At 45.2% G+C, this 26733-nt stretch carries 18 protein-coding genes, 1 rRNA gene and 1 riboswitch; of the genes, 2 read left to right on the top strand and 17 right to left on the bottom strand.

Annotation, left to right across the window (positions count from 1 at the left end):
- From H580_RS0110590 to H580_RS0110540, 11 genes are all read right to left on the bottom strand, one after another.
- A 16S ribosomal RNA gene (locus H580_RS0110590) occupies window positions 1-160 on the bottom strand; the annotation flags it as partial.
- A gap of 524 nt (window positions 161-684) precedes the next feature.
- On the bottom strand, window positions 685-1959 hold the full coding sequence (hflX, locus tag H580_RS0110585; RefSeq protein ID WP_028594763.1) for a GTPase HflX: 1275 nt from the start codon (window positions 1957-1959) through the stop codon (window positions 685-687).
- A 727-nt stretch (window positions 1960-2686) separates the two neighbouring features.
- A complete protein-coding gene (locus H580_RS0110580) occupies window positions 2687-4471 on the bottom strand; it encodes an adenine deaminase (protein WP_028594762.1) in 1785 nt (594 codons plus the stop codon).
- A gap of 286 nt (window positions 4472-4757) precedes the next feature.
- Complete coding sequence (locus H580_RS0110575; RefSeq protein ID WP_028594761.1) at window positions 4758-5867, bottom strand: ABC transporter ATP-binding protein; 1110 nt, start codon at window positions 5865-5867, stop codon at window positions 4758-4760.
- Between the two features lie 27 nt (window positions 5868-5894).
- Window positions 5895-6683: an ABC transporter permease gene (locus H580_RS0110570; protein ID WP_028594760.1), complete on the bottom strand. Its 789-nt coding sequence runs from the start codon at window positions 6681-6683 to the stop codon at window positions 5895-5897.
- Window positions 6684-6689: 6 nt separating this feature from the next.
- Window positions 6690-7511, bottom strand: a complete 822-nt coding sequence (locus H580_RS0110565) for an ABC transporter permease (protein WP_028594759.1) — start codon at window positions 7509-7511, stop codon at window positions 6690-6692.
- Between the two features lie 185 nt (window positions 7512-7696).
- A complete protein-coding gene (locus H580_RS0110560) occupies window positions 7697-8737 on the bottom strand; it encodes a nucleoside hydrolase (protein WP_281167967.1) in 1041 nt (346 codons plus the stop codon).
- Between the two features lie 150 nt (window positions 8738-8887).
- Window positions 8888-9928, bottom strand: coding sequence for an ABC transporter substrate-binding protein (locus H580_RS0110555; protein ID WP_028594757.1), 1041 nt, complete (start codon window positions 9926-9928; stop codon window positions 8888-8890).
- A gap of 141 nt (window positions 9929-10069) precedes the next feature.
- Window positions 10070-11479, bottom strand: a complete 1410-nt coding sequence (locus H580_RS0110550) for an NCS2 family permease (RefSeq protein ID WP_028594756.1) — start codon at window positions 11477-11479, stop codon at window positions 10070-10072.
- 308 nt (window positions 11480-11787) lie between these two features.
- Window positions 11788-11888, bottom strand: a riboswitch (purine riboswitch).
- A gap of 251 nt (window positions 11889-12139) precedes the next feature.
- Window positions 12140-13681, bottom strand: a complete 1542-nt coding sequence (gene guaA / locus H580_RS0110545) for a glutamine-hydrolyzing GMP synthase (RefSeq protein WP_028594755.1) — start codon at window positions 13679-13681, stop codon at window positions 12140-12142.
- A gap of 664 nt (window positions 13682-14345) precedes the next feature.
- Window positions 14346-15122, bottom strand: a complete 777-nt coding sequence (locus H580_RS0110540; protein WP_028594754.1) for a Cof-type HAD-IIB family hydrolase — start codon at window positions 15120-15122, stop codon at window positions 14346-14348.
- Between the two features lie 341 nt (window positions 15123-15463).
- On the opposite strand from H580_RS0110540, the gene H580_RS0110535 reads away from it, so the two are divergent.
- The gene (locus H580_RS0110535) at window positions 15464-16456 is read left to right on the top strand and encodes a LacI family DNA-binding transcriptional regulator (protein ID WP_028594753.1); all 993 of its coding nucleotides are present in this window, start codon (window positions 15464-15466) and stop codon (window positions 16454-16456) included.
- Between the two features lie 52 nt (window positions 16457-16508).
- Here the strand turns inward: H580_RS0110535 and H580_RS0110530 are convergent, their stop codons facing one another.
- From H580_RS0110530 to H580_RS25475, 4 genes are all read right to left on the bottom strand, one after another.
- The gene (locus H580_RS0110530) at window positions 16509-19127 is read right to left on the bottom strand and encodes a transglutaminase-like domain-containing protein (protein WP_028594752.1); all 2619 of its coding nucleotides are present in this window, start codon (window positions 19125-19127) and stop codon (window positions 16509-16511) included.
- Window positions 19108-20499: a DUF58 domain-containing protein gene (locus H580_RS0110525; RefSeq protein WP_028594751.1), complete on the bottom strand. Its 1392-nt coding sequence runs from the start codon at window positions 20497-20499 to the stop codon at window positions 19108-19110. Before H580_RS0110525 ends, H580_RS0110530 begins: the two co-directional genes overlap by 20 nt.
- A complete protein-coding gene (locus tag H580_RS23960; RefSeq protein ID WP_051217390.1) occupies window positions 20496-21668 on the bottom strand; it encodes an AAA family ATPase in 1173 nt (390 codons plus the stop codon). The genes H580_RS0110525 and H580_RS23960 overlap by 4 nt, the downstream gene beginning before the upstream one ends.
- 257 nt (window positions 21669-21925) lie before the next feature.
- Window positions 21926-23383, bottom strand: coding sequence for a polysaccharide deacetylase family protein (locus tag H580_RS25475; RefSeq protein ID WP_051217389.1), 1458 nt, complete (start codon window positions 23381-23383; stop codon window positions 21926-21928).
- Window positions 23384-23763: 380 nt separating this feature from the next.
- On the opposite strand from H580_RS25475, the gene modA reads away from it, so the two are divergent.
- Window positions 23764-24588: a molybdate ABC transporter substrate-binding protein gene (modA, locus tag H580_RS0110505; RefSeq protein WP_036605044.1), complete on the top strand. Its 825-nt coding sequence runs from the start codon at window positions 23764-23766 to the stop codon at window positions 24586-24588.
- 124 nt (window positions 24589-24712) lie between these two features.
- Here modA and H580_RS0110500 read toward each other — a convergent pair whose 3' ends face one another.
- Together H580_RS0110500 and H580_RS0110495 are read right to left on the bottom strand one after the other, a co-directional pair.
- On the bottom strand, window positions 24713-25585 hold the full coding sequence (locus H580_RS0110500) for a GNAT family N-acetyltransferase (protein WP_028594749.1): 873 nt from the start codon (window positions 25583-25585) through the stop codon (window positions 24713-24715).
- 43 nt (window positions 25586-25628) lie between these two features.
- Entirely contained in the window at window positions 25629-26576 is a 948-nt protein-coding gene (locus tag H580_RS0110495; protein ID WP_028594748.1) for a bile acid:sodium symporter family protein, read from the bottom strand.
- Window positions 26577-26733: the final 157 nt, after the last annotated feature.

The raw sequence follows: 26733 nt of genomic DNA, 5'->3' as shown, positions 1-26733 counted from the left end.
CCGGTAGTTATCCCAGTCTTACAGGCAGGTTGCCTACGTGTTACTCACCCGTCCGCCGCTAGGCATCAGGAGTGCAAGCACTCCATCAACCCCGCTCGACTTGCATGTATTAGGCACGCCGCCAGCGTTCGTCCTGAGCCAGGATCAAACTCTCCATAAAAGTGTTTGACTTGCTCATTTGTAATGCTGACGAAATTCATTGCTGAATTTCTTATATCAAACGTTTCACTCGTTGTTCAGTTTTCAAAGAACAGTTTTGCTCCAGATTACTTGTCTTATCGACTCGTTTTCTTTCGCTTTCGTTCGCCGCATTTCTCAGCAGCAACTCTTATAATATATCATTTTATCTCAATCGAGTCAAGCTTTTTTTAAAACATTTTTTGAAGCTTCGTTTCGAACTTAACTTCAGTTTGTTTTATTTGGCTTGTCTCAACCGCACCTCTCAGTGGCGGAATACAAATATATCACGCTCAGTACAGAAAGGCAACACCTTTTATCAATCCACATTATTACATCTGATATCAACTAAAGAAAAGTAATAGCCGCTGCAGCTAGAATGTGTTCGCGGGCATTCGAGATACATCTCTTATGCTGCAACATCTCCTCTACACTAGAGCGGCTATAACCACTTACCTATTTTCCTTCAATAGATACATCATGCTATTCAACCGTAATGGACCTTATTTATTCACTTACAACATAGTCCAGAAACTTATTGTAATCACTTTGTCTGCATTCCAACGTCAGTTTCGTACCTTCCTCTTCATAACTTGTCGCGATGACAGTAGCATTTTGATTCAAGTAAGATACCGCACTGCCCTGATCATAAGGGATAAGCATTTCACAACGCACGTAGTCTTTAAATACATTTTGGCGTATCGCTCGAATCAACTCTTCAACACCCAGCTTCTTTTTCGCAGACATATAGATGTTGCTTTCGCTAGTGCTTGGCGTATCTCCTTCGCGAAGATCAATTTTATTATAAGCATAGATCATTGGGATATCTTCAATACCGATCGCTTGCAGCGTTTCATTTGTAATTCGGATATGCTGCTCGTACTCAGGATTGGAGAAATCAACAACATGAATGAGCAAATCCGCTTCTTTTACTTCTTCTAGTGTAGAACGGAAAGCCTTCACTAGATGATGCGGCAGCTTGCTTACGAATCCAACTGTGTCCGTCAACAAAAATGTCTTATTATCCTCAAGCTCAATATTGCGGACCGATGTTTCAAGCGTTGCAAACAGCATATCTTTTTCAAATACAAACTTATCTTTCGTTTCCGTGAATAGTTCCACCATCGTATTCATAACTGTTGATTTGCCCGCATTCGTATATCCAACAAGCGCCACAACTGGAACTTCGCTTTTTCTACGCTTTTTGCGCTGCGTCTGACGATGAGCGACCAACACTTCTAGCTCTTTGCTCAAAATGCTGATTTTCTCTTCGATTCTACGACGGTCAAGCTCAAGTTTCTTCTCACCGACACCTTTATTCTTCGTACCTACTCCGCCGCCTTGGCGACCCAGTGATTCACGCAAACCAACAAGTCGAGGTAGCATGTATTGCAATTGAGCCACTTCGACTTGAAGCTGAGCTTCACGCGTCCGTGCACGTTCACCAAATATATCCAAAATCAGAATCGTTCTATCGATGACTTTACAGTCCAAATCTGCTTCAAGGTTACGAATTTGGGATGGTGACAGCTCATCATTGAAAATGACTAGATTGCCATCCTGCTGTTCAACGACAGCACGCACTTCTTCAAGCTTACCTGTTCCAATATAATGAGACGTATTTACTCGGCTTAGATTTTGAATGACACTGCCTACAATTTCAACATTACATGCCGCTGCGAGATTAACGAGCTCTTCCATGGAATATTCAAAATCTGCTTGATGATTCAGGTTTACACCAACGATCACTGCTTTTTGCTGATCTTCTATAAGTTCTTTCATATAATCATCTCCCGTTACTTTCAATATAAGCAAGTAGTTCAGATAGAAGCTTTCCCAACTACTCACGCTTTATGAGCAAATAAAAAACACAGGCATATGCCTGTGATCGGAGTAAACGGAATATATACGACAACGCAGACAGGCGCCCTGTCACACATCATGATTAGGAACATGTGCGAACAGCAAGAAATCGCCTAGCGAAGACGCTGGTCTTCTAGGGAGAACATACGAGCCTCATTGTATATGGTTCACACGCACACACAATAGATCCACTTCACCATACATTACATCCTTCATAGTGTTCTATAAAGACATGCAGGCAAGAGGCGGTATGCTCAACACCAGATATTCAATCTATAGTTAAGGGTATAGAAAAAGAGGGTGCATTCGTCCCCACCCTCTTCTTACATTAAAGCGATTAGGGTTCCTTAAAAATAGGCAGACCAATCCCGATTACTCTGCATCTAGGCAGAGCCATTGAGCACTATTCAGTTAGTGTCACAAACGTTCAATCGAGTTCTTCCAAATTGGAAGCCTGCCTTGTTAATCATCAGGAACCCTCCGTTCTCTAAAAGTTAAACTTATCTTAGCATAGCAAGATACGGAAGAGCAAGTGCACTGTTCCATTCCTATTATATGCATTGATACATAAGCATGTGAATGTTCGTTGTTCGTTGTGGCTAAAGGCCAATGGTACTTGAGCCAATACACTTCATCGTGGCGCTCACTACGATTCGACGAGCAAGGGTACTATCGTGCCGGCATGCACATCGATCAGTCCCAGGTCAGTCAGCTTCAAGGCTGGGCTGACTGGCAGCGAATGCGTGCTGATGGACATGATCGGATTGTAGTGCTCGTAGCCGAGCGATTCCATCGCTTCGCGAAGGCGTTTAACCGCTGGGCCGAACGTATCGAGCGGCTCTTCGGAGAGAATGCCGCCAACCGGCAGCGGTACATGGGCCAAGACTTGGCCATCCGCCACGACGCAGAAGCCGCCTTGGTCGGCGATAACGGTGTTGGCCGCAAGCGCCATGTCTGCGGCATTATGTCCGACGACGAGCAAATTGTGATTGTCGTGCGAATAAGTCGTCGCGATAGCGCCGCGCTTAATGGTGCTCCCTGTAATTAGACCATAGGCGCGATTGCCATTGCGGCCGTAACGCTCAAATGTAGCGACAAGTCCTAGCCCTTCAGCCCGCTCCCATTGTAGAACACCATCTTGCACTTCAACTTCACGATGCAACTCCTTCGTTGTTGTCGTCCCGTTGGACACTTCCATAACACGGCACTTATGAACATGAACGCCATGAGACACATGCTTAGCTCTAACTCCAGCCACATCATCGGCAACATCACCATCACCGCCACTAGCTCCAGTTACAACTACTGTAAAATCATCCTCCAGTAAAGGAGATAGCTTTACACTTTGATAGAAATGTGATGGGAAGTGACCTTCTACCCGCTTTTGCTTAACGGGACGTTTCGCATCATATACACAGCGACCGCGTTTATAGACTGTATCAATCTGGAATGTGTTCAAATCAGACAACAGAACAAAGTCCGCTAACTTGTTCGGCGCTACTGCCCCACGATCATGAAGGCGCATACGCTGTGCGGGCGTATAGGTCGTACAGTAAATAGCTCGCTCTGGACTCATTCCCATCGCTATCGCTTTGCGAACAAGATGATTCAAATGTCCATCCGCCACGATCGAATCCGCCATCACATCATCTGTCACGAAGCAGAATAAGTCCGCGACATCTTCTTCGATAAGAATGCGCATAATATCCGGACGCATCGCCTTTTCTTGAATTTCTACAAACATGCCGTTTCTCATTCTGTCGAGCATACTATCAACTTCTTGCTCCGTATGGTCTGAATCAACCCCCGCAAACATAAAGCGCGCTAGTTCTAGATCAACAAGCTTCTTCGGCGTATGCCCTTCAATTACGAGATGAGGATAATGCGTTCGAACATGTTTTAACATTTGATTCGTCTTACAATCTGGATCACGCAGCACGTCTACGGAATTCATAATCTCACCTAAGCAGACAACACGTTCATCCTGCAATAGCTTATCGATATCTGCAATCTCAATGGAACCACCTGTCGTTTCCAACGGTGTTGCTGGAACTGAGCTAGGAATGGCATAGAGAATATCAGCTGTGCATTCTTCACTCGCTCGAATCATTTCCTGTACCCCTTCAAGACCAAATACATTAGCCATCTCATGTGGTTCGGATACAACTGTCGTCACTCCATTTTGAATAATGCCATGAGAAAATGTTGCCGGGGTAATCATCGAACTTTCAATGTGTAAATGAATATCAATGAGTCCGGGAATTAGATGTCGCCCATTGCCTGCTACAACTTCTTGCGCTGCGAATGTCTCTTCTCCACGAGCACCTACATACAAAAAGCGTCCATCCAGCACTGCTATATTACCTGTAATAAATCGCTTCATATATACGTTGAATATGTGCACATTTGTGATCAACAAATCAATCTTCATTCGTTCTGACATCTTCTATGCTGCCCCCCGTATCATGCTCAGTCTTAACAACTCCAAGCCTCTACCCATCGAAAAAACTTACAAGCGTACATTTAAATATGAATACGTACTTCTTAACTCGTGCTAAACCCTATATATTATCGCTTTACACCGAGATAAAAGATAAACCCCTTCCTTAATAAAGAGAGGGGTTTATGCTATAGCTGAGTGAAGAATAAATTCTCCCCCAAAGATCTTTACGTTTGCATACAAGCATTCAAGTATTTAAGCACTTAAGCAAAATAGGCTACACCTTAGTACGTACAAGTACAACCTTCTCTTTCGGCAGTACGAGCTGAACAACTGCATTGGTTTCAAAAGGCGCTTCCATCTCACGATTGACTGTGAAAGTTCCCAGAGCAGTCTCTACTTCATATTGATAACTGCGACCTAAGAAGGTGCTAACCTTAACTCGGCCAGCAATCACATTCCAGCCTGACTCTAGTTCCGCTGCCGTCAATCCACCAAGCCCATTCGACAGTTCACTTTGCAGAGCAATCAACAGATCATCTGGACGAATCGCTGCTTTCATCTGCTCCACAATCGGATGTCCTGAACGATGAACAAGACTGAGCTTCAACCCTTGCGGGCAATCTGATGTCACTTGCTCTCCATCAACCTTCAGACCATTAACATCAATGAAGTTATGGAAGCCAATAAAGCGAGCAACAAACTCGGTCGTCGGATATTTATAAATTACAGCTGGCGCATCCAACTGTTCGATAACACCTTGATTCATAATTGCAACTTTATCAGAGATTGAGAAACACTCTTCTTGATCGTGAGAGACATATACTGTTGTGATACCTAACTCTTTCTGGATACGGCGAATCTCTACGCGCATATTCACACGAAGATTCGCATCCAAGTTGCTGAGTGGTTCATCGAACAACAGCAAGTCTGGTTGAATGACCAAAGCCCGCGCAATCGCAACGCGCTGACGCTGTCCGCCGGACAGTTCGCCTGGGAAGCGCTTCTCGAAGCCTTCTAAGCTAACGACCCTCAGCATATCCGTCACACGTTTAGCAATGTCATCCTTGCTTACTTTACGCAGACGCAAACCATAAGCTACATTATCAAATACGGTCATATGCGGGAACAATGCATAGCTCTGAAATACAAAGCCGAAGTTGCGCTTGTTCACCGGAACACGTGTATAATCTTTGCCATCGAACATAAAGCGTCCGTCCTTCGCTTCTAGGAACCCTGCAATGAGACGCAGTGTCGTCGTCTTTCCGCAACCGGATGGACCGAGCAGCGAGATCAACTCACCTTTTTCAATATGAAGATTGAAGTTTTTTAGAATGAGATTCTTTTCATAAGCAACTGAAATATCATTAAGCGATAACAATTCCACGTCCGTAGTCCCTCCGATGTTGAGCCGTTATTTGTTCGTAAAATAAGACAATCCCATCAAGCGCTCGATCATGACCATTAATAATCCTGTCAGCACCATGAGCAGTACCGATATCGCCGCTATCGTCGGATCAAAATAATTCTCGACATACGTTAGCATCTGAATCGGCAAAGTACTCACACCCGGACCCGTCATAAATACGGAAATATCCACATTGTTGAACGATTCCAAGAAAGCAAGCAGCACACCTGCAATCAAACCTGAGCGAATGTTCGGCAGTACGACCGTAAAGAATGTCTTCAAGCGGCTCGCCCCCAAGCTCATAGAAGCTTCTTCTACCGAGTAATCAAAGTTCGATAGACTCGAACTAATGACACGAATAATAAAAGGCAGCATCAGCACAATATGGCCGATTAGCAAGCTTGTATAAATGGGAAGATTGAGTTGTACGACCAAAAACTTCAGCATCGTGAAGCCCATAACGACCCCCGGAATTAAAATCGGGGAAATAAAGATCGAATTCAGCAGCTCTTTACCGCGGAAATGACCACGGCTTAGTGCATAGGCTGCTGGAACCCCTAGCAAAAGGGCGATTAAGTTGCCAAGCAGGGCGACGCCCATCGTTACTTTGAACGTCTCCATAAACATATCGACTTCGAAAATATTTTTATACCACTTCAGCGAGAACCCCTCTGGCGGAAACTTCAACACAGAGCTGTCTCCAAATGATGTTCCGATTATAATGACGAGCGGTCCGAGCAAAAAGATAAAGACGAGCGTCGTAAACAGAGCAAGGCCGCGATGTTTGTCCTTCATGTTGCGCTACCCCTTCGGATTCAATTTGCGGGCAAGACGATTCATGAGCCCAATAATGATGAACGTTATCACAATCATAACGGTCGCTATAACCGAGGCCATATACCAATCGTTTAGCGTCATCGCATTTTGATAAAGGAACGTTGCGATAACACGCTGTTTGCCTCCTAGCAGCTGTGGTGTCGTATAGGCCGTCAAACTTCCTACAAATACGAGAATGCTGCCTACAATAAGGCCCGGTACACACAAAGGAACGATAATGCTCATGAAACCTTTCCAACGCGAAGCGCCGAGTGATTCAGACGCTTGCAGCAGGTCGCCATCAATATTCTCCATTACACCAACAAGCGAAATAATCATTAATGGAAGGAACAGATGAATCATTCCTATCATCATCGCTGTCGGCGTGTACAAAATTTTGAGTGGATCATCGATAAGACCGATGCCAAGCAGGAACTGATTCACTAGGCCATTTTTCCCGAGGATAACCATCCAGCTGAATGAGCGCACAATCGCACTTGTTAAGAGTGGGAACAGTGCCAACATCAATAAGATGCCTTTCGTTCTCGCCTTCGTCTTCGAGATATAGTAAGCTGTCGGGAATCCTAGCAAAATACAAACAAGCGTCGTCACGAAGCTCACTTGTAAAGTTGTCCCGAGAATCTTCAGCATGTAGGGATCGCTGAGCAGCTTCACGTATCCATCAACCGTAAACTCGCCTTCATAATAGAAGGTGGAGCCAATCGTCATAAAGATCGGAATGATCATAAAGATTGTCAAAAATAACAGTCCTGGCAGTAGTAAGAGCCAGAGGTGTACTTTCTTCATCGCTGCTTATCTCCCATTTGCTATCATAGTAAGTTGCTTAAGATGACTTCTACCTCTTCTATTTCTTCTAACCTCATATTTCTTCCTTTGCGATATTTTATCTATTCTATTTTCATATTTTCTTATTCTATTTTTAAGTCGCGAACAATCGTTTCGAACAAAGCTTCACTACATTTCGATCTACACTATCTCTTTAGGACATGTAAGAAACGCTCAATAAATGCTTCTTGGTTAAGGTCCATGCACACATGCACGTTAGGTTCCTTATTCCAGCGCCCTTGGAAATCAGCCACTGTCTGTCCATCACACAAGTTGCTGTTCACTTCAACGTCAACATACAAATGCTCTGTCGTTGCTACAGCACGATCGATTGCCACAGCTACTGCAAATGGATCATGCATCGCACAAGCAGGATATCCGTAACGCTTCGCGTACATGTCCATGTAATCGCGAGTACAGTCATAAACCAGTGGAGCTAGTGGAGCATCACCCATCGATTCAATATGCTCTCGAGTCAACAGCGCTCGACGTGTTACATCAAGGCCGACCATCGTAATGTTAAAGCCAGCTTGCAGAACGTTGCGCGCTGCTTCAGGATCAACAAAGATGTTGTACTCTGCCGTCGGTGTAACGTTGCCGAATGAGGTAACAACGCCTCCCATGAAAATAACTTCCTTCACGAGCGTTGGCAGCTCAGGGCAAGCGCGCAAGGCCAATGCCAAATTGGTCAAAGGTCCTGTCATGATGAGCGTAATCTCGCCCGGACGTTCTTTGATCGTTTCTACCATAATAAGTGCAGCCTGCTTCGAAGCACGCATTGGCGGCAGCTCTAGATCAGCCAATGCACCACCAATGCCATCATTGCCATGCACGCGATGTTCGAAATATTGAGGACGACGCAATGGACGATCCGCTCCTGGAATAACAGGAATGTTCGCGATGAGTTCTGCCTCTTCATTGCGTCCCTTCTGCTTCGCTTCCTCTGCTAGCACATGAAGCACTTTCCGAGTGTTCAAAGTCGCCTGAGCTAGTGATACGTTGCCGTTCACAGTTGTGATGCCGAGCATATCAAATGCCCCGCTCTTTACTGCCAACATAATGGCAAGCGCATCATCCACACCTGTATCAACATCAAGGAAAATCGGTTTACGCGACTGTAGGCTTCCTGTCTCAGCAGCTCCTATTGCGATTTCCTCTGCTCGTGTTTCCGTCATTTGTTCGTTCATTTTGTTTCGCCTCCTATGTCGTATCTCTATCGACAACTTTCGCTGCCATTCGACCATGCACGGTCGCGATGATTATACATGGAAAAGAGGCTCGTGACCAATGAATTGAAAATATTTACACTTTATTCGCTCTAGTACATACACGGATTGCTACTCTAATTCACGATTCCAACGATCGATCCAAGATGCCATCTGCTCGTTGACCATTTTAAGGTCAAGTGTCTTCAAATTCTCAACAACTTCTGCACCATATGTCATTCCAAATGCTTGCTCTTCAGTAAGCTTTACATTTTTATTAGAAGGAGCATCGACTTTATCGAGCGCATTTGCTTTTTGAACTTCCTCACTCATATGCCAGTTGATGAACTTTTCAGCTAGCTCTTTATTTTTCGAACCTTTTACAACATTGACTGTGTTCAATAGTGCATACGCGCCCTCTTTCGGTGTAATGAACGCTGCACTTGGCACAGCCTCTTTCGCACTGCCGAAGAACGTATCCTGCATGGGAGCAATGATAACTTCACCCTGCGCGAACATGTTAGACAAGTCAGCTGACTTCGAATAATACTTCACAACTCCTGGGTTAATTTCTTTTAGTGCTTTGAACGCGGCATCTGCATTCATATCTGAGCTGCCTGCATGCTTGGACGCCATATCCATCAACATCGGCCCACTTGTAATCGTAATGTTTGGCAGTGCAATCTTGTTCTGGAATTCAGGCTTCCACATATCACTCCATGATTCTACTTTCATTTTCACTTCATCCATATTTATGACTAAACCTAACTGCGCTACAGTGTGTGCCGGTCCCCAGTCCTCACCAAGAGGTGCCTGTGCAATGTTGTACAGCTGATCGATATTCGGAATGTTCTTGCGATCGATCTTCTCAAAAAGTCCCTCTTCAATTCCTTGTAGTGCGTAGTAATCAGACAAATAAATAAGGTCGACTTTGGAGCTTCCTTGACGAATTTTATTCAAACGGTCGGTGTTATTACCCGTTTCCACAACGATTTTGACGTTATGTTCCTTCTCAAATGGCTCGTACACATTTTTCTTCATTACATCTTCTGAGAAGCCCCATGTCGAAATGACTAGCTCAGTCGGCTTATTCGCCGTAGAATCATTCGAACAAGCCATCAACATCGTGCTTAGCGCAAGTACAATAACAAGAATAGAAGCGATTTTTTTCATAAGTAGAACCCCTCCTGGATGTAGTAAAATTCGTTAACGATATCATACATACGGAATGATAGATTATGTTATCGATATCACACTAGAGAAAAAAGTGAGATTGCAGCTTTAGACCTAAAGTTGCAATCCCGCTTCCCGTTCTTAGTGACCACCTTGCATAAATACGTAACGTGCTAGTACGAGGACAAACAATACCCACATCAACCAGTGAATCTTGTATTTCTGCTCTCCTCTACCCGAAACGTTGGCAACGAATGCAAGCAGCACATAGGATAAAATACCGAACGAGATACCATTTGCGATACTGTACGTAAATGGCATGAATGTCACTGTCAAAAAGGCTGGAATACCGATGACCAAGTCTTTGAAGTTAATTTCATTTACAGACTGCATCATAAGTACACCGACAACGATCAACGCTGCTGCTGTAGCAGAGCTTGGAATAATCGCAATGGCCGGTGCCAAGAACAAGGCTAGCAAGAAACACACACCTGTAGATACTGCGGTTAGACCTGTACGTCCACCCTCAGCGATACCAGCTGAACTTTCTACATAAGCCGTTACCGTTGATGTACCCAACATCGCACCACCGCTCACTGCGATGGAATCTACGAACATCGCCTTGCCGACGCGCTTCTTCCCTTCTACTGGATTTTTCATAAAACCAGCACGGTTGGCTGTTCCAATCAAAGTTCCGAATGTATCGAACAATTCTACGAATGTGAATGTCAAAATGATAGATACGATACCAACACCCATTATGCCTGCAAAATCAAACTGGAACATTTGTAATTCAGACAAGTTAGGAATCCATGGTGTTTGTGAAGTATCTGAAAGACTGCCAAGATTCACTTCACCCATAAAAATACCAACTACGGTTGTACCTAATATTCCGAAGAGAATAGCACCAGGCACACGAAGCACCATAAGAATCGAAATCAGAGCCAAGCCAATTATCGTAAGTAGTACAGGACCTGATGTGAATTGACCAAGACCGAATACCGTTTCAAATCCTAATACAGGAGTGAATGTTCCTGCCGGAATATCTTTCACCGATTCAACGGACACCGTTAGCAATCCGCTATTTTTCAAACCCACTATTGCAATAAATAATCCAATACCAACTGTAATTGCATGTTTCAAACCATCTGGTACTGCATCAATTAACATTTGTCTAATTTGCGTAATCGTTAATAAGAAGAAGATAATTCCCGAAATAAATACGGCGGTTAGCGCCATCTGCCACGTTACAGGCTGTCCCGTCGATGCGGTCGACACGACGATAGTAGCAAAGTAAGCGTTCAAGCCCATACCAGGTGCTACTGCCACTGGGAAATTAACGAAAATCCCCATCGCAATCGTAAATACTCCTGCTGCAATCGCTGTTGCCAAAAAGACCGGATACCATTCCATGCCTGTCTTACCGAATGCCGTTAAAATGTTAGGATTGACGACGAGTATATAAGCCATCGTCATAAACGTCGTAATACCTGCCATAATCTCGGTTCTAACCGTTGAGCCGTGCTCCTTGATCTTGAAGAAGCGTTCCATCCGAGTTACATCCTCCCCATAATACCCCTGTTTTGTGTTCTGTCCCTCTTGTAATGCTCCCCTGACAAACAAAAAAGAACTTGAGATGAAGCTCTCAAGTTCTGACTACGTAACAGATACACTTATCCACTCTTATTTGGGTACACAAATATACATTGCATACATTCGTGTGCATTCTGTACATGTCCTATTGCTAGGATACATGCACAGCCCATCCGCCTATTCAAAATTGTAGAAATAGACAACGGAAACAAAGAGTAAGGTGAGGTGAACTAACGCTGCACCCACATCGTGTGGACTTGCATGACGCGTACACCTGTATCTTTCGTAGCCAGATCATTTACGGTAATCTTGTAGAAACTTCCGGGCCAATTCCCGAAATTATACGAAAAAACGATATGAAATTATCTATTCCTATTGTACGAGCGACCATGATTTATGTCAACGCAAAATCCGAACATTAGTAAATTTAATTATGTTTACGTTCGTGTTTTAGATTTAATCATTCGTTAAACTGACAAGTTTCTACACTTTTTCATCGCTTATATATCTATGAATGGAGCGTTAATAAGCCGTTCACATTCCGTGACATTTCTACAAAAACACAAAAAACCGCCGAATACCTAGCATAGGCATCCAGCGGTTCTACTGTTGTTATTTCTATTCCCACTCAATTGTTGCAGGTGGCTTGGACGTTACATCGTAAACGATACGGTTGACGTTCTCAACTTCGTTAACGATACGTACGGAGATCTTCTCAAGAATATCCCACGGAATACGTGCCCAGTCAGCTGTCATACCGTCAATGGATGTTACTGCACGAATACCTACTGTGTAGGAATACGTACGGGAGTCACCCATAACGCCGACACTCTTCATGTCAGGCAGCGCTGTGAAGTACTGCCAAATCTCGTTATCAAGACCTGCTTTTGCGATTTCCTCACGAAGGATCGCATCAGATTCACGAACGATTACTAGCTTGTCCTCTGTTACTTCGCCCAATACGCGGATCGCTAGACCCGGACCTGGGAACGGCTGACGCCATACGATTTCACGAGGAAGACCCAACTCTTCGCCCACTTTACGAACTTCGTCCTTGAAGAGTGCGTTAAGAGGCTCGATAAGTTGGAACTTCATGTCCTCTGGCAATCCGCCTACGTTATGGTGAGACTTGATTGTCTCAGCAGTAGCTGTACCACTCTCTACGATATCCGTGTACAACGTACCTTGTGCCAAGAAGTCGAACTCGCCAAGTTTAGCGGACTCTTCATCGAAGCAGTAAATAAACTCGTTACCGATAATTTTACGCTTTTGTTCAGGATCAGAGACGCCTGCCAATTTGCTCATGAAGCGTTCACGAGCGTCAATTTTGATAACATTCATATCAAACTTGCCTGTGAATGTTTCCATAACGCCTTCAGCTTCGCCTTTGCGCAGCAAATTATGATCAATGAACATACAAGTAAGTTGATCACCGATAGCACGGTGAATCAATGCAGCAACTACAGAGGAATCTACACCGCCGCTCAATGCACAAAGTACTTTACGGTCGCCAACTGTATCACGAATTTCACGGATTTTGTCTTCAACGAACGATTCCATGCTCCAGTTGCCTTCGCATTTACATACTTCGTATAGGAAGTTGCGGATCATTTCATTTCCGTACACAGAGTGACGCACTTCTGGGTGGAATTGAACAGCATAGAAATTCTTCTCAGGATGGCTCATCGCTGCGATTGGCGCATGCTCTGTGCTTGCATCCACGCGGAAGCCAACTGGTGGTTCTACAACGAGGTCACTGTGGCTCATCCATACCGTTTGGTTGGATTCCAAACCGTTAACTAGTGCACTGTCTGGTTGGAATACGACATCTGCTTTACCGTATTCGCGCTTCCCTGCACGCTGTACTTTACCTTCAAGCTGATGAGACATCAACTGCATGCCGTAACAAATCCCCATAATCGGAAGACCCAAGTCATAAATCGCCGTATCAACGACTGGAGAATCTTCTAAGTACACGCTCGCCGGACCACCGGAGAATACGATACCTTTCGGATTCAATTCCTTGATTTTTTCTACTGGAGTGTTAAACGGCATCAACTCGCTATATACGCCTAGATCGCGAATACGGCGAGCGATAAGTTGGTTGTACTGACCACCGAAGTCAAGAACGATAATCATCTCTTGCGGCTTGCTGCTCATTCATGTGCCCCCTCAAAAATAATGTTTACTATTATAATAAAATGCCGGTATCAGCGTCAATTGTTTGTACTGTGACGCGATATGTTTCCAGTAGTTACTATGCCATAACTTACCCGTTCGCATTCCCTGCATTATGTTGATGGTACTCTTTCTTCCTTCATTCGTCAAAGATAAATGTCCTGTTGAAAAATGACAGATATACCTTTTCCATAAATAAGGAAATTAAGTCATGAAGTAAACCATTCCATATTCGATTCATGTTCAGCAATAAAGGATAGCTATTTTTTGTTACCGATAACTGGACTTATTGAATACTTGTTAAGTAACTTTTACTTCCTAAATAATAACACAAAGTGTATCCCACAAGAAGACATTCTGTGTAAATGTCCACACAAAAGTGGACACCTAGAACTTACTAGACAACTCTTCCTCTCACCAGACATAAACACTAGATATAGTTCGTTTTTGTTTTATAACAACTAAATATGCTATTTCTTCCGCGACAGATGGTATATATTCTTTTCAAAACAAGTGTCCACTTTTGAAAGAACATTTTTCGTTATTTTCCACCTATAAAAGACATCGCACAACATTGTATTCTGACTAGGACGGAGTCTAATATGACGCGTCCTGCCACTCACTCACGATGCCATACTATTTACGCCTACGCTTCGATAAGTTGTAAATCAATTAGCCCTTTGCGGATCCCATCCTCATGAGCAGCAGCCGTTAGGCGATGCGCCACCTGCTTCACTTCATCCTTCGCATTCCCCATTGCTACACCTGCTCCCACGAACTGAAGCATCTCCAAATCATTCAATCCGTCACCGAATGCAGCGGCTTGCTCGGGTTGCAATCCTGCTGCTTGCAAATAGGCTGCGATGCCTGATGCTTTTGAGCAGCCCTCATTCTGAATATCAACAGCCAGGGGATGCCAACGAATGAAGCGCAACTGCGGGAATTCATCTACGTAGTCGCTCATTTCCTCTTCTTCACAAAATAACAATCCTTGGTATACAGCATGCTCATGGTAGTATTCTGGCATGATTAATGGGATCTCAATGCCGAATTCCGCAAACGAATCCGTTACACGCTCATTAGCAAGTGATACTGCGGTATTATCGGTCCCAACCATACCAAGTGCATGTCCTCTTGCACCAGTAGAACGGCTTATTTTATCCAACATTTCAGCAGATACTGGGTCATCAATAATAACTTCCTCATTTCGGACGACGTAACTTCCGTTCATGCTAACGTACGAATGAATATTTAATTCTTCTCTTATCCATTTGAACGCATATGGGGTCCGTCCCGTTGCGATAACCGTCTCTACACCCTGCTGCTGTAAGCGCGCAATGCTTTCTTTGGCCGATTGTGGAATACTTCCTTCCGAGTTCAACAGCGTTCCATCTATATCAAAAAATACAACTTTATACATCATTTATGCCTCCTTTATCTTACGACCACGATCCAAGAGAAAAACAAGGCCGTCACGCCGAATTGAACGACAAACGCCAACGTCCAAATCGTAACGCCAACCTCGCTCTTCTCGTCTTACATGTTCAAGATAAAGGATGAAACGCGTTTCAGAGCAAGCATTTTTCATAATATTTTTTGAAAATCTGATACTTCGATGGCTACGATCACGCTCACCATGCACATGCAGCTCGTACGATGATAATTTGAGGCGTTAGCCGTACTTGGTATACAATAGAGTAAAATACTAACGTTCGAGTGAAAAAGTAGTATAGCCTTTAACGATACATAGCAGAGGTGAATGAATTGGCTAACATTCGTCAGATTGCAAAAGAAGCAGGTGTATCGGTGACGACGGTATCACGTGTACTTAATGGCCATCCCTATGTGCGTGAGGACAAGCGCCAAGCAGTCATAGCAGCGATGGATCAATTGCAATATACCCCGAACCGAAATGCTGTTCATTTGGCAAAAGGACGAACGTTTATGGTCGCGGTTATGCTTCCTTTTGCAAATCACCCTTACTTCTCAGGACTTGTCGACGGGATTGCTTATGAAGCATTACAGCATCAATATCGGATTATCCTGTGCCAAACCGACTACAATATAAGTGAAGAAGAGCGTGTTCTTCAGTTGCTGCGCGATAAATTGGTAGACGGCGTTATTATTTGCTCACGTCAATCTTCTTGGCATGATATTGAACCCTATAAAGCATACGGCCCGGTCGTTGCTTGCGAATATACAGATGTACCAAGTTTTTCGAGTATTTATATGGACCACTACCAGACAATGAAGCATGCACTGGATGTACTCATGGATTATGGGCATCAACGGATAGGGTACTGTCTAGGTCGGCCAGATAGCTACAACAGCGACAAGCGCTTACTTGCTTATCGCGAAGCATTACAGCAACTTGGCGAACCATTTCGCCCTGAGTGGGGATTCCATCATTGTTACAATGTTGAAGATGGTGCAGAGGTTATACGGACACTGTTGCAAATGGAAGAACGTCCAACTGCACTGCTCGTTGCAGGTGACCAGTCAGCAGCCGGCATGATGTTGGAACTGCGCAACCACAGCGAAGCTGACATTCGGTCCTTTTCTATTATCGGGTTCGATAACTTGCCAATTGCCAAAGTGCTCGGCCTGACTACGTTTGATCTTTCAAGTTACGATATCGGGCGGAAAGCTTTTGAACTGTTCAAGTACCAGCTCGATCATCCAGATGATCCGCCTGAACATCATGAACTTCCGTTTCGCATGATTCATCGCTCCAGTGTGTATCGAGTAAATGCGTAAATGCAAGCAGCCTATATGGTTTGCCATCATTAGAAAAAAGCAGCAGACACCATTAAAAGTCTGCTGCTCTCCGCTTTTTAGTAGGAAATAATTCAGAGCAGATGTGCCCTAATTCATCTTGGTGATTGGGACGCTCCTCTACAGCCGCATACAACATTTCATTGCTGTATGCAATAAAGCGCTCTAATGCATCTCGCTCACTGTGCGTAAGCTTACTGCCCAGTTTCTCGCCCCCCGCCTTTACATAACACTCCAATGTCATACTAGGCGTCCGTTCACCTAAGCGGCTTTGCATGATAGACCAAGCCAGCTCACCTATACGCAGTGCACGACTTCTGCTGTAGTTTCGCTGCTGTTTGCGCAGCAAGAAACGCAGCGTCCATAGTGGATATTCTCGCGAAATACTTACCCTAATCCATCGGGCTAAACATCCTATCACAATCAGCAGTACAATGGCTGCGATGCTCACAGATACCGGATAGGCTGCCCATAGTCGTCCCCAGCTTTCTCCTTGCCAAAACATAATTATCGCTGCTAGCCAATCTACCCAAAATGCTTGATGCTGCCAAGCTCCAAGCTCCGTCAACAGCTGCTGCCGTAAGGAAGAAGTACTCATGAGCAGTTTCTCCCCGCCCGCTTGCATCGCTGAAAAAATGGATTCCCATATCGGATCCAACCACTTTTGAATATAGGTTAGTATCGAATCTACTGTCATTGCAGTACCTCCGAGCGCTCTATTGTACAACTGCGCATTCAGCTCGTAAGATGCATTTTCACCTTGTATAACATCTGCTCTTGCAGGAATCGCCACAGCCTGCTCCACATCCTGAACGATACCTCTCGCAGGTGTTGGATCGAACGGCACCCAACCCACTTCAGGTATATACACTTCCACCCATGCATGTGCATCTGAATGACGTACTGTATAGGTGCCATCTGCTTCTTGCTCTCCTGGTGCAAAACCTTTGACCCAGCGTGTAGGAATGCCCTGTGTTCGCAGCATAACCGCCATCGCAGTGGAGAAATGTACACAGTAGCCTTGCCGCTGCTCAAATAAGAAATGGTCAACAAAGTCAACTGCCCCTTCGGGAACAGTTGTGGCTTCCGTTGTATAGACGTAATTCTCCAACAAGTAGCGTTGAACACGCTGCACTCGTTCATATCGGTTAGAGGCACCTCCCATCAATTTTGCTGTAAGCTCCTCAATTCTGTTTGGTAGATGTTCCGGCAGTTCTGTATATTTTCGCTGCAATTGTTCTGGATCATCCGTATCTGTTAATTTTGTAAACAACACTGGTGTGCCAATGAAATGACTTACTTGGACGGTGTAATTCGTTACTTTAGTATCGCTCATATTGACTGGTTCCCGGTTCACTTGAATGAGCTGTCCACCGTGCAGCAAAGGCATCCCAGCTGGAAACTGTTCAAAACGTAAATGTTGTTCAAATGGTTCTGTCCATGCACCTGTAATGAGGTTGGACGAACTGCTGTTATTCGTCAAAACCGATCGAACACTATCGCCTTGCTCCCTATCATCGAGATCGTCCCAACCTTGTCCGGTATACAATCGCTTAGATTCAGCTCGCCAATAAGTCGGATATGGGCTCGTGGCACGAAACAACACTGCTTTGTTCATCCGAATTGGCATCCCAAGCTGACGATCATCCTGTCCGTATCCTGTCATTCCAACCGTAGCGATAGGGCGGCCACCTTTGTTTGCCCGAGCTTGCATTCGATCATCATTGTCTATCAGCTTCTCGAACTTTTCTTGCACCCATGCCTCAAGGGCTGGCCATACAACAGGACTTCTGCTAGTAAAGGTCATCGCCCATATTGTGTAGCTTATAACTAACACAACAGCCAGTGAGACCGTTGCCAGCCACCACCGAGCAGGCCATGATGCCGTGCTCAGGCCGCTTCCCTCACGCTGGCGCTGCAATTGCAGCCATGAAACAGCAATCATCGTCCAAATGAACGCTCGAACAAGTCCATCGCTTGTGTCGAGCCCCATGATTTTTTCCATCAGCAGCAAGTATATGATGGTCGCGGTACTGAACAAGCTGACCGAATAAGAAGAAGTCATCAACGATTGAACGAGCAAGCTTAACAGCATAATAAAAACCAATATTACCGTCATCTCGCTAACATCTGAATAGCGAAAATCTTCTCCTGTTATGAAATACATGGCCATTCCTTCTATATCTACGGCCCAAGAATAAATCGTGTCCACGAGTTGTCGTGGCATGGAAAGTACATTTGTTAGCCACGTTTCTTCCCCTAAACTTGCCCATGCGCTGACCAATAGAACGGTTAAACATACAAGCCCACCCCGCAACCATGCGGAAGAACAGCATAGACCGATCATCAGAGCAGCACCCATAGGAACGAGCCATGTGCCTAAATGAACGGACATACTTAAATAGGTTGATTGATAGAAAGGAAGGAGCCACTCTACAAACAGTCCCATCAACAGCAAGTTGCAACCTAGCCAGCTCCACCAATGAATGAGCGATGTAGGACGGTTGTCACTTAATCGAGCAGCCTGGATGCCGCCATTGGAGGGAGTACTCAGGCTTGTAGATACATCCCTTGTTTCTATGGAGTCCATTCCACTCCGCTCTTCATTTGCGAGAGGCGATAACCGTTGTCGTTCAGTTGTGAAAAGTAACATCGCCGCTTCCTCCCGTATGTTTATGTAAGGGATCCCCCATCCGTATTCGTTCTGGTGACTGCTGTGCCGTGGCTTGAATCCAACACGAAATGCGGGATATCTGATAATCAGACTGAATCGATGCTAAACGAGAGGACGCATCATAAGGACTAATAACGATTACAGCTGCTTGAGTAGAAAAAAAGCGATGCGATGCTAATGATGACTGAACTGTACTTCCTATGCTCGTCCCTTCCTCCCCTAGCCTCCTACCTGCTGCAAGATGAACGATGACCGATTCATAGCCACGAACCCACGTTTCTGTGCATGTTCGAAACAGCTGTATTGGCCCACGATAGCCGCTCTTTTGTAGTCTCCATACCCACTCTAGTGTTGTGTCTATTAACGCTGCAAAAGATTCCTTACTCAACGGAGGATTCTCTCGTACTAAACGATCATCGAACAATACAATCATCTCTGTCTCATCCATAGCTTGCTGAGGGCGAACAACTAACTGACGATTCTTTGCATAGTTTCGCCACTGTATGGAACGCCAAGCATCCCCCTTCTGATAGGGACGAAGCTCCGTCGAGGCCATCACGACTTGAGATGTATGCCGCTGCTTCAAATTATCCACAGATTCCGTATAAACCTCCGTACCCACTGCTCCCTTAGTCATCGCTTCTGCCCGTAACATTTGCATGAGTGGTTGCTGCAAGCCGTCATCGTTAACCCATTGAACAGCAGAAGGAACGACAATGGCGTGACTTGGATCTATCGCCTTTTGTCCGATTGTATGCGGTTGTAATGCAGCGTCAGCATGCTGGCTTCGTTGTATAACTAACGCCTGCTCCAAGGGTTGGATGAACCGCCCTCTGCGCCACCATCCAAGCAAATCGCCTGTTACGATATGCGTGCCTCCATGACGATACATGCCCAAGGTCACGGCAGGCAAGCTCATCTTACAGATCAGGCGGCGCTGGCTGCCTAGGTAGAGCATGCGGGTGCAGGACAACTGCTCCAGCACCTCACCTTGCTCGTCTACCCGCAGCCACACTTCTGTGACTTGCAGCCATATTCGCGGCAGGCGTGACCGCGAATGTATCGTTGTTGTCCAGACGAGCTCTGTCTCGACAGGACCGATCTTGTGACCGCACCGCGTTGTGACTGTGCGAATATGCCGCAGCGGTGCGGTTAGGCAGCTCCACGCCGCGAAGAGCCAATAGCCGAGCAGCGCGGAGCCCATGAAGCTAAGCGCTCCATGCCGCTCAGCTATGCCCCATGCGAGCAGGACTAGCGCTAGCAGTCCGGCTACCGTTGGGCGCAGCCATGCAGCGCCCAGGTCTGTTCCGCTTGCCTCAAGCGGCTGCAGCTGCAATAGCTGCGGCTTCATCGGAACAGACCCCCGAGCCACCAATGGTTGGCTCGGCGCTGCTTGCGCAGCATAGCAGGCAACTGTTCAGGCACGCTGCTGCCTGCATGGGCCGGGCGTCGGAGCAGCTTAGCTGCTCTGCGCGCCTTGCGGCCTCCTTGGCTGCCGCTACCGCCCGCACTCGCATGCGTGCGCGGCAGCTTATGGCCGAATGTCGGCACCGGTGTGCTCAGCAGCAGCTCCTGGATTATGGACGCCTGCCGCTCAGCGGCATCCTCCCCACCACGGAGCTGCAGCCGATGCGCCAGCACCGGTACCGCCACGGCCTGCACGTCCGCAGGTATAACATAATCCCGGCCGTGCAGAAACGCTTCCGCTTGGCTCGCGCGCAGCAACGCTGCTGAGCCGCGCGGACTAACCCCAAGACGTACGTCGGCGTGGCTGCGCGTCGCCTGTACCAACTCTACGATATAGCGACAAATGGTCGCATCCACATGCTGCTTGCGAATCCGCTTTCGTAGTAAAAGCCACTCCTCCGGCGTTAAGACAGCACGCACTTTTCGTGTGCAGCCTTCGTAGGCCAACTGCTGAATAAGCATATCGGATTCCATTTCTCGATCTGGATATTCAATCGTTAATCTCATCAGAAAACGATCCAGCTCTGCTTCTAGCAAACGGTACGTACCTTCAAACGATAACGGGTTTTGCGTCGCGATAAGCATAAATGGCTCTGGCAGTTTACGTGTAATCCCATCTACCGAAATCGTTCCTTCCTCCATCGCCTCCAGCAAAGCTGCCTGTGTACGTGTCGATGCTCGATTCAACTCGTCCGCAAGCACGATATGTGCATCCAATGGACTTCCGCTGTAGCGCAGTTCGCCTCCCTTTGGATCAAATACCATACTCCCTGTTACATCAGCCGGCAGCATATCGGGCGTCATCTGTACACGACGATAATCGGCGGCAGTGACTTGCGCTAACGTACGCGCAAACAGAGTCTTCCCTACACCTGGAGCACCTTCCAGCAGCAAATGCCCGCCGCACAGCATCGTATTGCAAGCAAGTCGAAATACCTCCGGCTTGCCAACTACGACCTGTTGAAGCTGTTCCAGCAGCTGCGGAAAATCATGCTGCACAAAGCCCGACGTCCAATTCGGCTTATCCCTTATATTTTCATAACAATCTATCATTGCAGTGATACCTCCATCCTTTACATGCTTGTCGCACAACACTAGGTATTGATGAACCATCGCCTACTAGCTTACTAGTCTCAGTCTCGCCCAATTCTATGAATTGTAAACAAATAGACAGCTAGACTAGAGCATGTAAATAACAAAAAAACCTTCTGCCTCACGAGGAAAACAGTCTGCGATCAAGAGCTTATTACTAAGCGTCTCTATCAGTTGTCCCTTATTTGTGAAATAGAAGGTTTTACGTTTAATTAGAGTCAAGCATCGATCTTCCCCAATTCCAGAGGAATGAACTCATGCTTTAACAATGAAATGTCTATGGTATCTAGAACTGGACGAAGTGGTATCCACAACACTCCATCTTCTTCGATCCCTTTCCAAGCTAAACGCTCACGTTCATTCGTACCAGCCTGCCAAACAACCGCACCTGTCATCCGATTAACCGTAATGGTTCCTTGCTTAAAATGAAGCTCAATTGGGCTCGAATGATCGCTGATAATAATTTCTCCATCTAAATGAGTAGTCAATATACGCGCAGGAATATACGTATTTTGTTGGATACGTTTGTACTGTCCGGGCTGCAAATTGAGCATTCCCACTTCTGTTGTTGCCTTGAAACGCATCGTACTTTCATTTTGATAGTCGAAATGTTTTTGTGGCTGTTGTTCCGCTCTCTTCTCTGGACGTTGTTCGGTTTGACGTTCTGGCTGCTTCTCACCTCGTACATCTACAGCCTGTACGTGCTGGTCGATCCAAGCCTGTGAAACAGGCTTACGTTCCCAACGCTTACGTGTCGCTACTTTAAATTGCACGGGCTCTAAGTCTGGAGTCATTATGTCAAATGTATAGCCTTTATCACGATAAAACTGAATCATATCTGGCAGCGCCTTAACCGTCTCGCCATGCCCTGCACTATCATGCATTAGCACAACGGTATGCGGCAGTCTTGCACCAGCTCGGATCGATTTCATAATCTCGCTTTTTGGTACATTTGCTCGCTTGGAATCCCCACTATCCACATGCCAATCATGTACGATATAACCTGCTTGACTTAACAGTTGAAAATACTGTTTGTCAAAATTCAAATAGGTTCCTCCTGGAGCACGTACAAGGCGCGGCTCATAGCCAACCACCTCTTTAATCGCTTGTCCCGTATCTCGGATTTGCTGCCAAAAATTCCGGAAATCGCTGTACAGCTTTTTATAAGCATGATTATAGGAATGATTCCCTATCGCATGACCTTCTGCATCAATCCGCTTCAACAGCTCTGGATTCTGCTTGACTTGCTTGCCCAGCACGAAAAATGTGGCTTTTACCTTTTCACGCTTCAATATATCCAACACATCAGCGGTATGCTTGCTAGGACCGTCATCAAATGTTAAATAGACAACTTTGCTAGAAGATGGAACAGATTCCTTTGCAGCTACAGCTGCATTAGCAAATTGATCAGTGATAGAACGAGTATGTATTCGTGCAGATTCTCGCTCACTTAGATGGGATCGCTTGTCCAGCAAATGCTCAGCGTCTCTAGCATCACCCATGTGCTCCGTCCACGATTGAATCCCGCTTCCCTCGGCTTTATCACCATCAATAGGATGGAGACCCGCTCCCATTAAGAACACGACGGTTAACACTAGCACCAACATTTTGCTTACTATATTGGACCATCTCTTTCTTCGTGCGTGTCGATTCCGTCTCGCAAATACTTTCATCATTAGCATCCTCCTTCAGCAGTACATCTGATCGGATTTAAGAACCAGCAAGCTTACACATGCTCTATCAGTTACTACAGAAACCTACCTTATTAGACCTAAAACAATGTTACTCACTTTATTAGGAAAAGGCAGTTTCCTTATTACATGGACACCAATCTGATCTGTAGTTCAGCTTATGATAGATTACTATGTTTCATGACGGTTTCTGAGATAAATAGAATGAGATCCGCTTGTATTTATTTTCAAGGGATATTTAATAATTCCATTTCATCTATACTTCTTAAATTGAAAGTATGAACCGATCCTTCTATAATAAAATGGATATGCTTGGGCATCAATTCGAATCTACTATGATTAAGAATGAGTGAGGAAATAAACAAATGAAGGAATCGATTCTGAAGCGCAGCAAAGTCCGCGCGCTAATCGCATATGTATTACTGCCTGTGTTATTGCTGCATTCCTGCAATCTGTTACCCTCAACACCGCCTAATGACAACGATGCTGCACATGGAACATTAGTCGTTGCGGCAGATGCTAGCTTGCAAACCGTGCTAGTAGAGATACAAGATAACTTCGAGCGAAAGTACCCACATGTAAAAGTACAGCTCAATTTCGGAGCTTCGGGAGCTTTACAGAAGCAAATCGAACAAGGCGCAGCAACGGATATATTTATGCCTGCTAGCAGCAAGCAAATGAACAGTCTGATCAAGTCTGGATTCGTCAATACCGACCACCAGCAACATTTACTGAGCAATGAGCTTGTTGTTATCGTAAACACAACGAACAAACAAACTTGGTCAAGCTTGAAGAAGCTAACATCAAGCGACATGGAACGGATTGCGATCAGCGACCCTGAGACCGATGCCGCAGGTATGTATACGGAACAAACGTTACAACGCTTACATTTTTGGAATGACATTAAAAATAAAGCGGTATTCACAAAAGATGTTCGCCAAGTTCTCTCCTATGTAGATACCGGCAATGTGGACGCTGGCTTTGTTTATCGTACGGATGCGTTAGTAGCGAAAAACTCCAAAATCGTTCACTTTGTAAGTCCAAAGCATCATGATCCAGTCGTCTATCCGATTGGCATCATTCAGCAGACACGTAATGTAGAAGCTGCGCAGCTATGGATGGCATATGTGCAACTGCCCGAGGCACAACAAATTTTTAAGCGTTATGGATTTAAAATGGCGGGCGAATAACCTGTGACATGAAAAGGTAGATGCTTGTAAACAGCACAATCAAGTTCATGGATAAACGAAAGGGATCTGCATATGGTTCATCCCCAAGATGCAGATCCCTTTCGTATTTAGTATGCGATGTCCATCATTCTTTATAATAGAAACATAAGTCATGGACGTGCTGGAAACCGACCTTTTTATACAACTGAATAGCTTGATCATTGCTCGCATTTACACACAGCGTAATCGATTCAATCGTATCAAAAGCAAACAACCAAGTTAGTGCAGCCGTCAACAAACGACTGCCTACGCCCTTTCCTCGCTCGGACTCTGTCACGCCGAAAAACTCGATGCTAGCTTCTCCAAACTCTGGATCAGCTTCGACATAAATGTACCCCGATAAATCCGTTTCATTTTTAATGATAAACACTTTTCTATGTTCATTTACACGCTCTACAATTTGTTGACCGCTGTAATACGTATTCGGAAATACATGATCATGTAGTTCGATCATATCAGCATAATAATATTCTGTTAATTCGTCAGCTCCTGCTTCTGTTAACTTGCAACGATCCGCCTGTTGAAACTTGAGAATGGCTTGTTCACTTTCTTTAGCGAAATCAAAATATTCGGCTAGTTGAATAACAGGTGCATTCTTTTTATTTGGAAACATGCTTAGCGAGTGGATTTCTGGAGGAAGCAGCTCAACCATTTGACCCCACAACTTATCAATATGCCCCCACTTGTCCGCCTTCATAAATGGTCCCCATATTTCAGCGCAATGTTGCTCTAGCTCTGCATCGAAGCCCAGCACTCCAATCAATTCATCATGCTCGTAAGCGAGTACGAAACCTTCATTGTATGGAACATCGGTTATATCCTCGATAAAGGAATGTGCAATCTCTTGCTGCTCAGTACCACAATAGCCGATATGTGTCTCTTCGAGCTGATTTAACTCTGCAATAAAGCGAGAAACCTGGTCTACATCGGCTGCATTCATGATCCGAATCTGTACCATGCCTTGTTACACCCCTATTTTAAAAATGGATGGACTTATCGTTCTATTGCTTCATCTTCGACTTAGATTCCATTCGACTATAAATCATCGCCACGATAGGGCCGGATATATTGTGCCACACACTAAAGATCGCACTTGGTACAGCAGCGAGCGGAGAGAAATGAGCCGTTGCTATTGCTGCACCTAGACCTGAATTTTGCATACCAACCTCGATCGAAACTGCTTTACATGCTGCAAGGTCCAGCTTAAGCAGCTTCGCAAATAAGTAACCCAACAGAAGCCCTAAGCAATTATGAAGAATAACAACAGCAAAAATAATGAGCCCTGTTTCTGCTATCTTCTGCTGGCTGCCTGCTACTACAGCGGCTACGATTGCAACGATTGCCACTGTGGAGACAAGCGGCAAAGCCTTAATCCCTACTTGTGCAGGCTTCTTGAGCAAGGTTTTGAAAATAATACCTAGTATGATGGGGATAATTACGATCTGTACAATAGACCATAACAATGCCGAAGCATTAACAGGAACCCATTCACTAGCTAAAAATAAAATAAGTGCTGGTGTGACGATAGGCGCCAATACGGTCGTAATCGATGTAATGGTTACGGATAATGGCACGTCTCCTTTGGCCATATACGTCATAACATTGGATGCGGTACCTCCAGGACAGCAGCCAACGAGAATAACACCTACTGCGATTTCCGGCGGAAGCTGAAGTCCCTTCGCGAGTAAGAAAGCAAGCGCCGGCATAATAAGAAACTGCCCAGCAACTCCAATGATAACCGCTACAGGACGACGAAGTACCTCCTTGAAATCACCTATAGATACCGTTAGCCCCATACCGAACATGATGATACCGAGCAGTGGCGTAATGTATGCACCGATCCATTTAAATAAGTCTGGCCAAATAAAAGCTGAGCACGCTGCGATCATCACCCAGACCGCAAATGTTTTTCCTACAAATTGTCCTAACTTTTCCATAATGTCCTCCATGTATGTACATATGTTTTTATGTAAAACACATTATATATCCTAATTTAGGTATTTGCCACATAAAAATATGAAAATTGATCCAATTGAAACAGACAAACTCTCAATCATGGAAGCGGCTTAAACTAACATGAGCAAATAAAAAACAATGGATAGCGTA

Source organism: Paenibacillus assamensis DSM 18201, assembly GCF_000422445.1.
GTDB lineage: Bacteria > Bacillota > Bacilli > Paenibacillales > Paenibacillaceae > Paenibacillus_B > Paenibacillus_B assamensis.
Note: the sequence above shows the minus strand (reverse complement) of the source record. Positions and strands in the feature narration are given on the sequence as shown.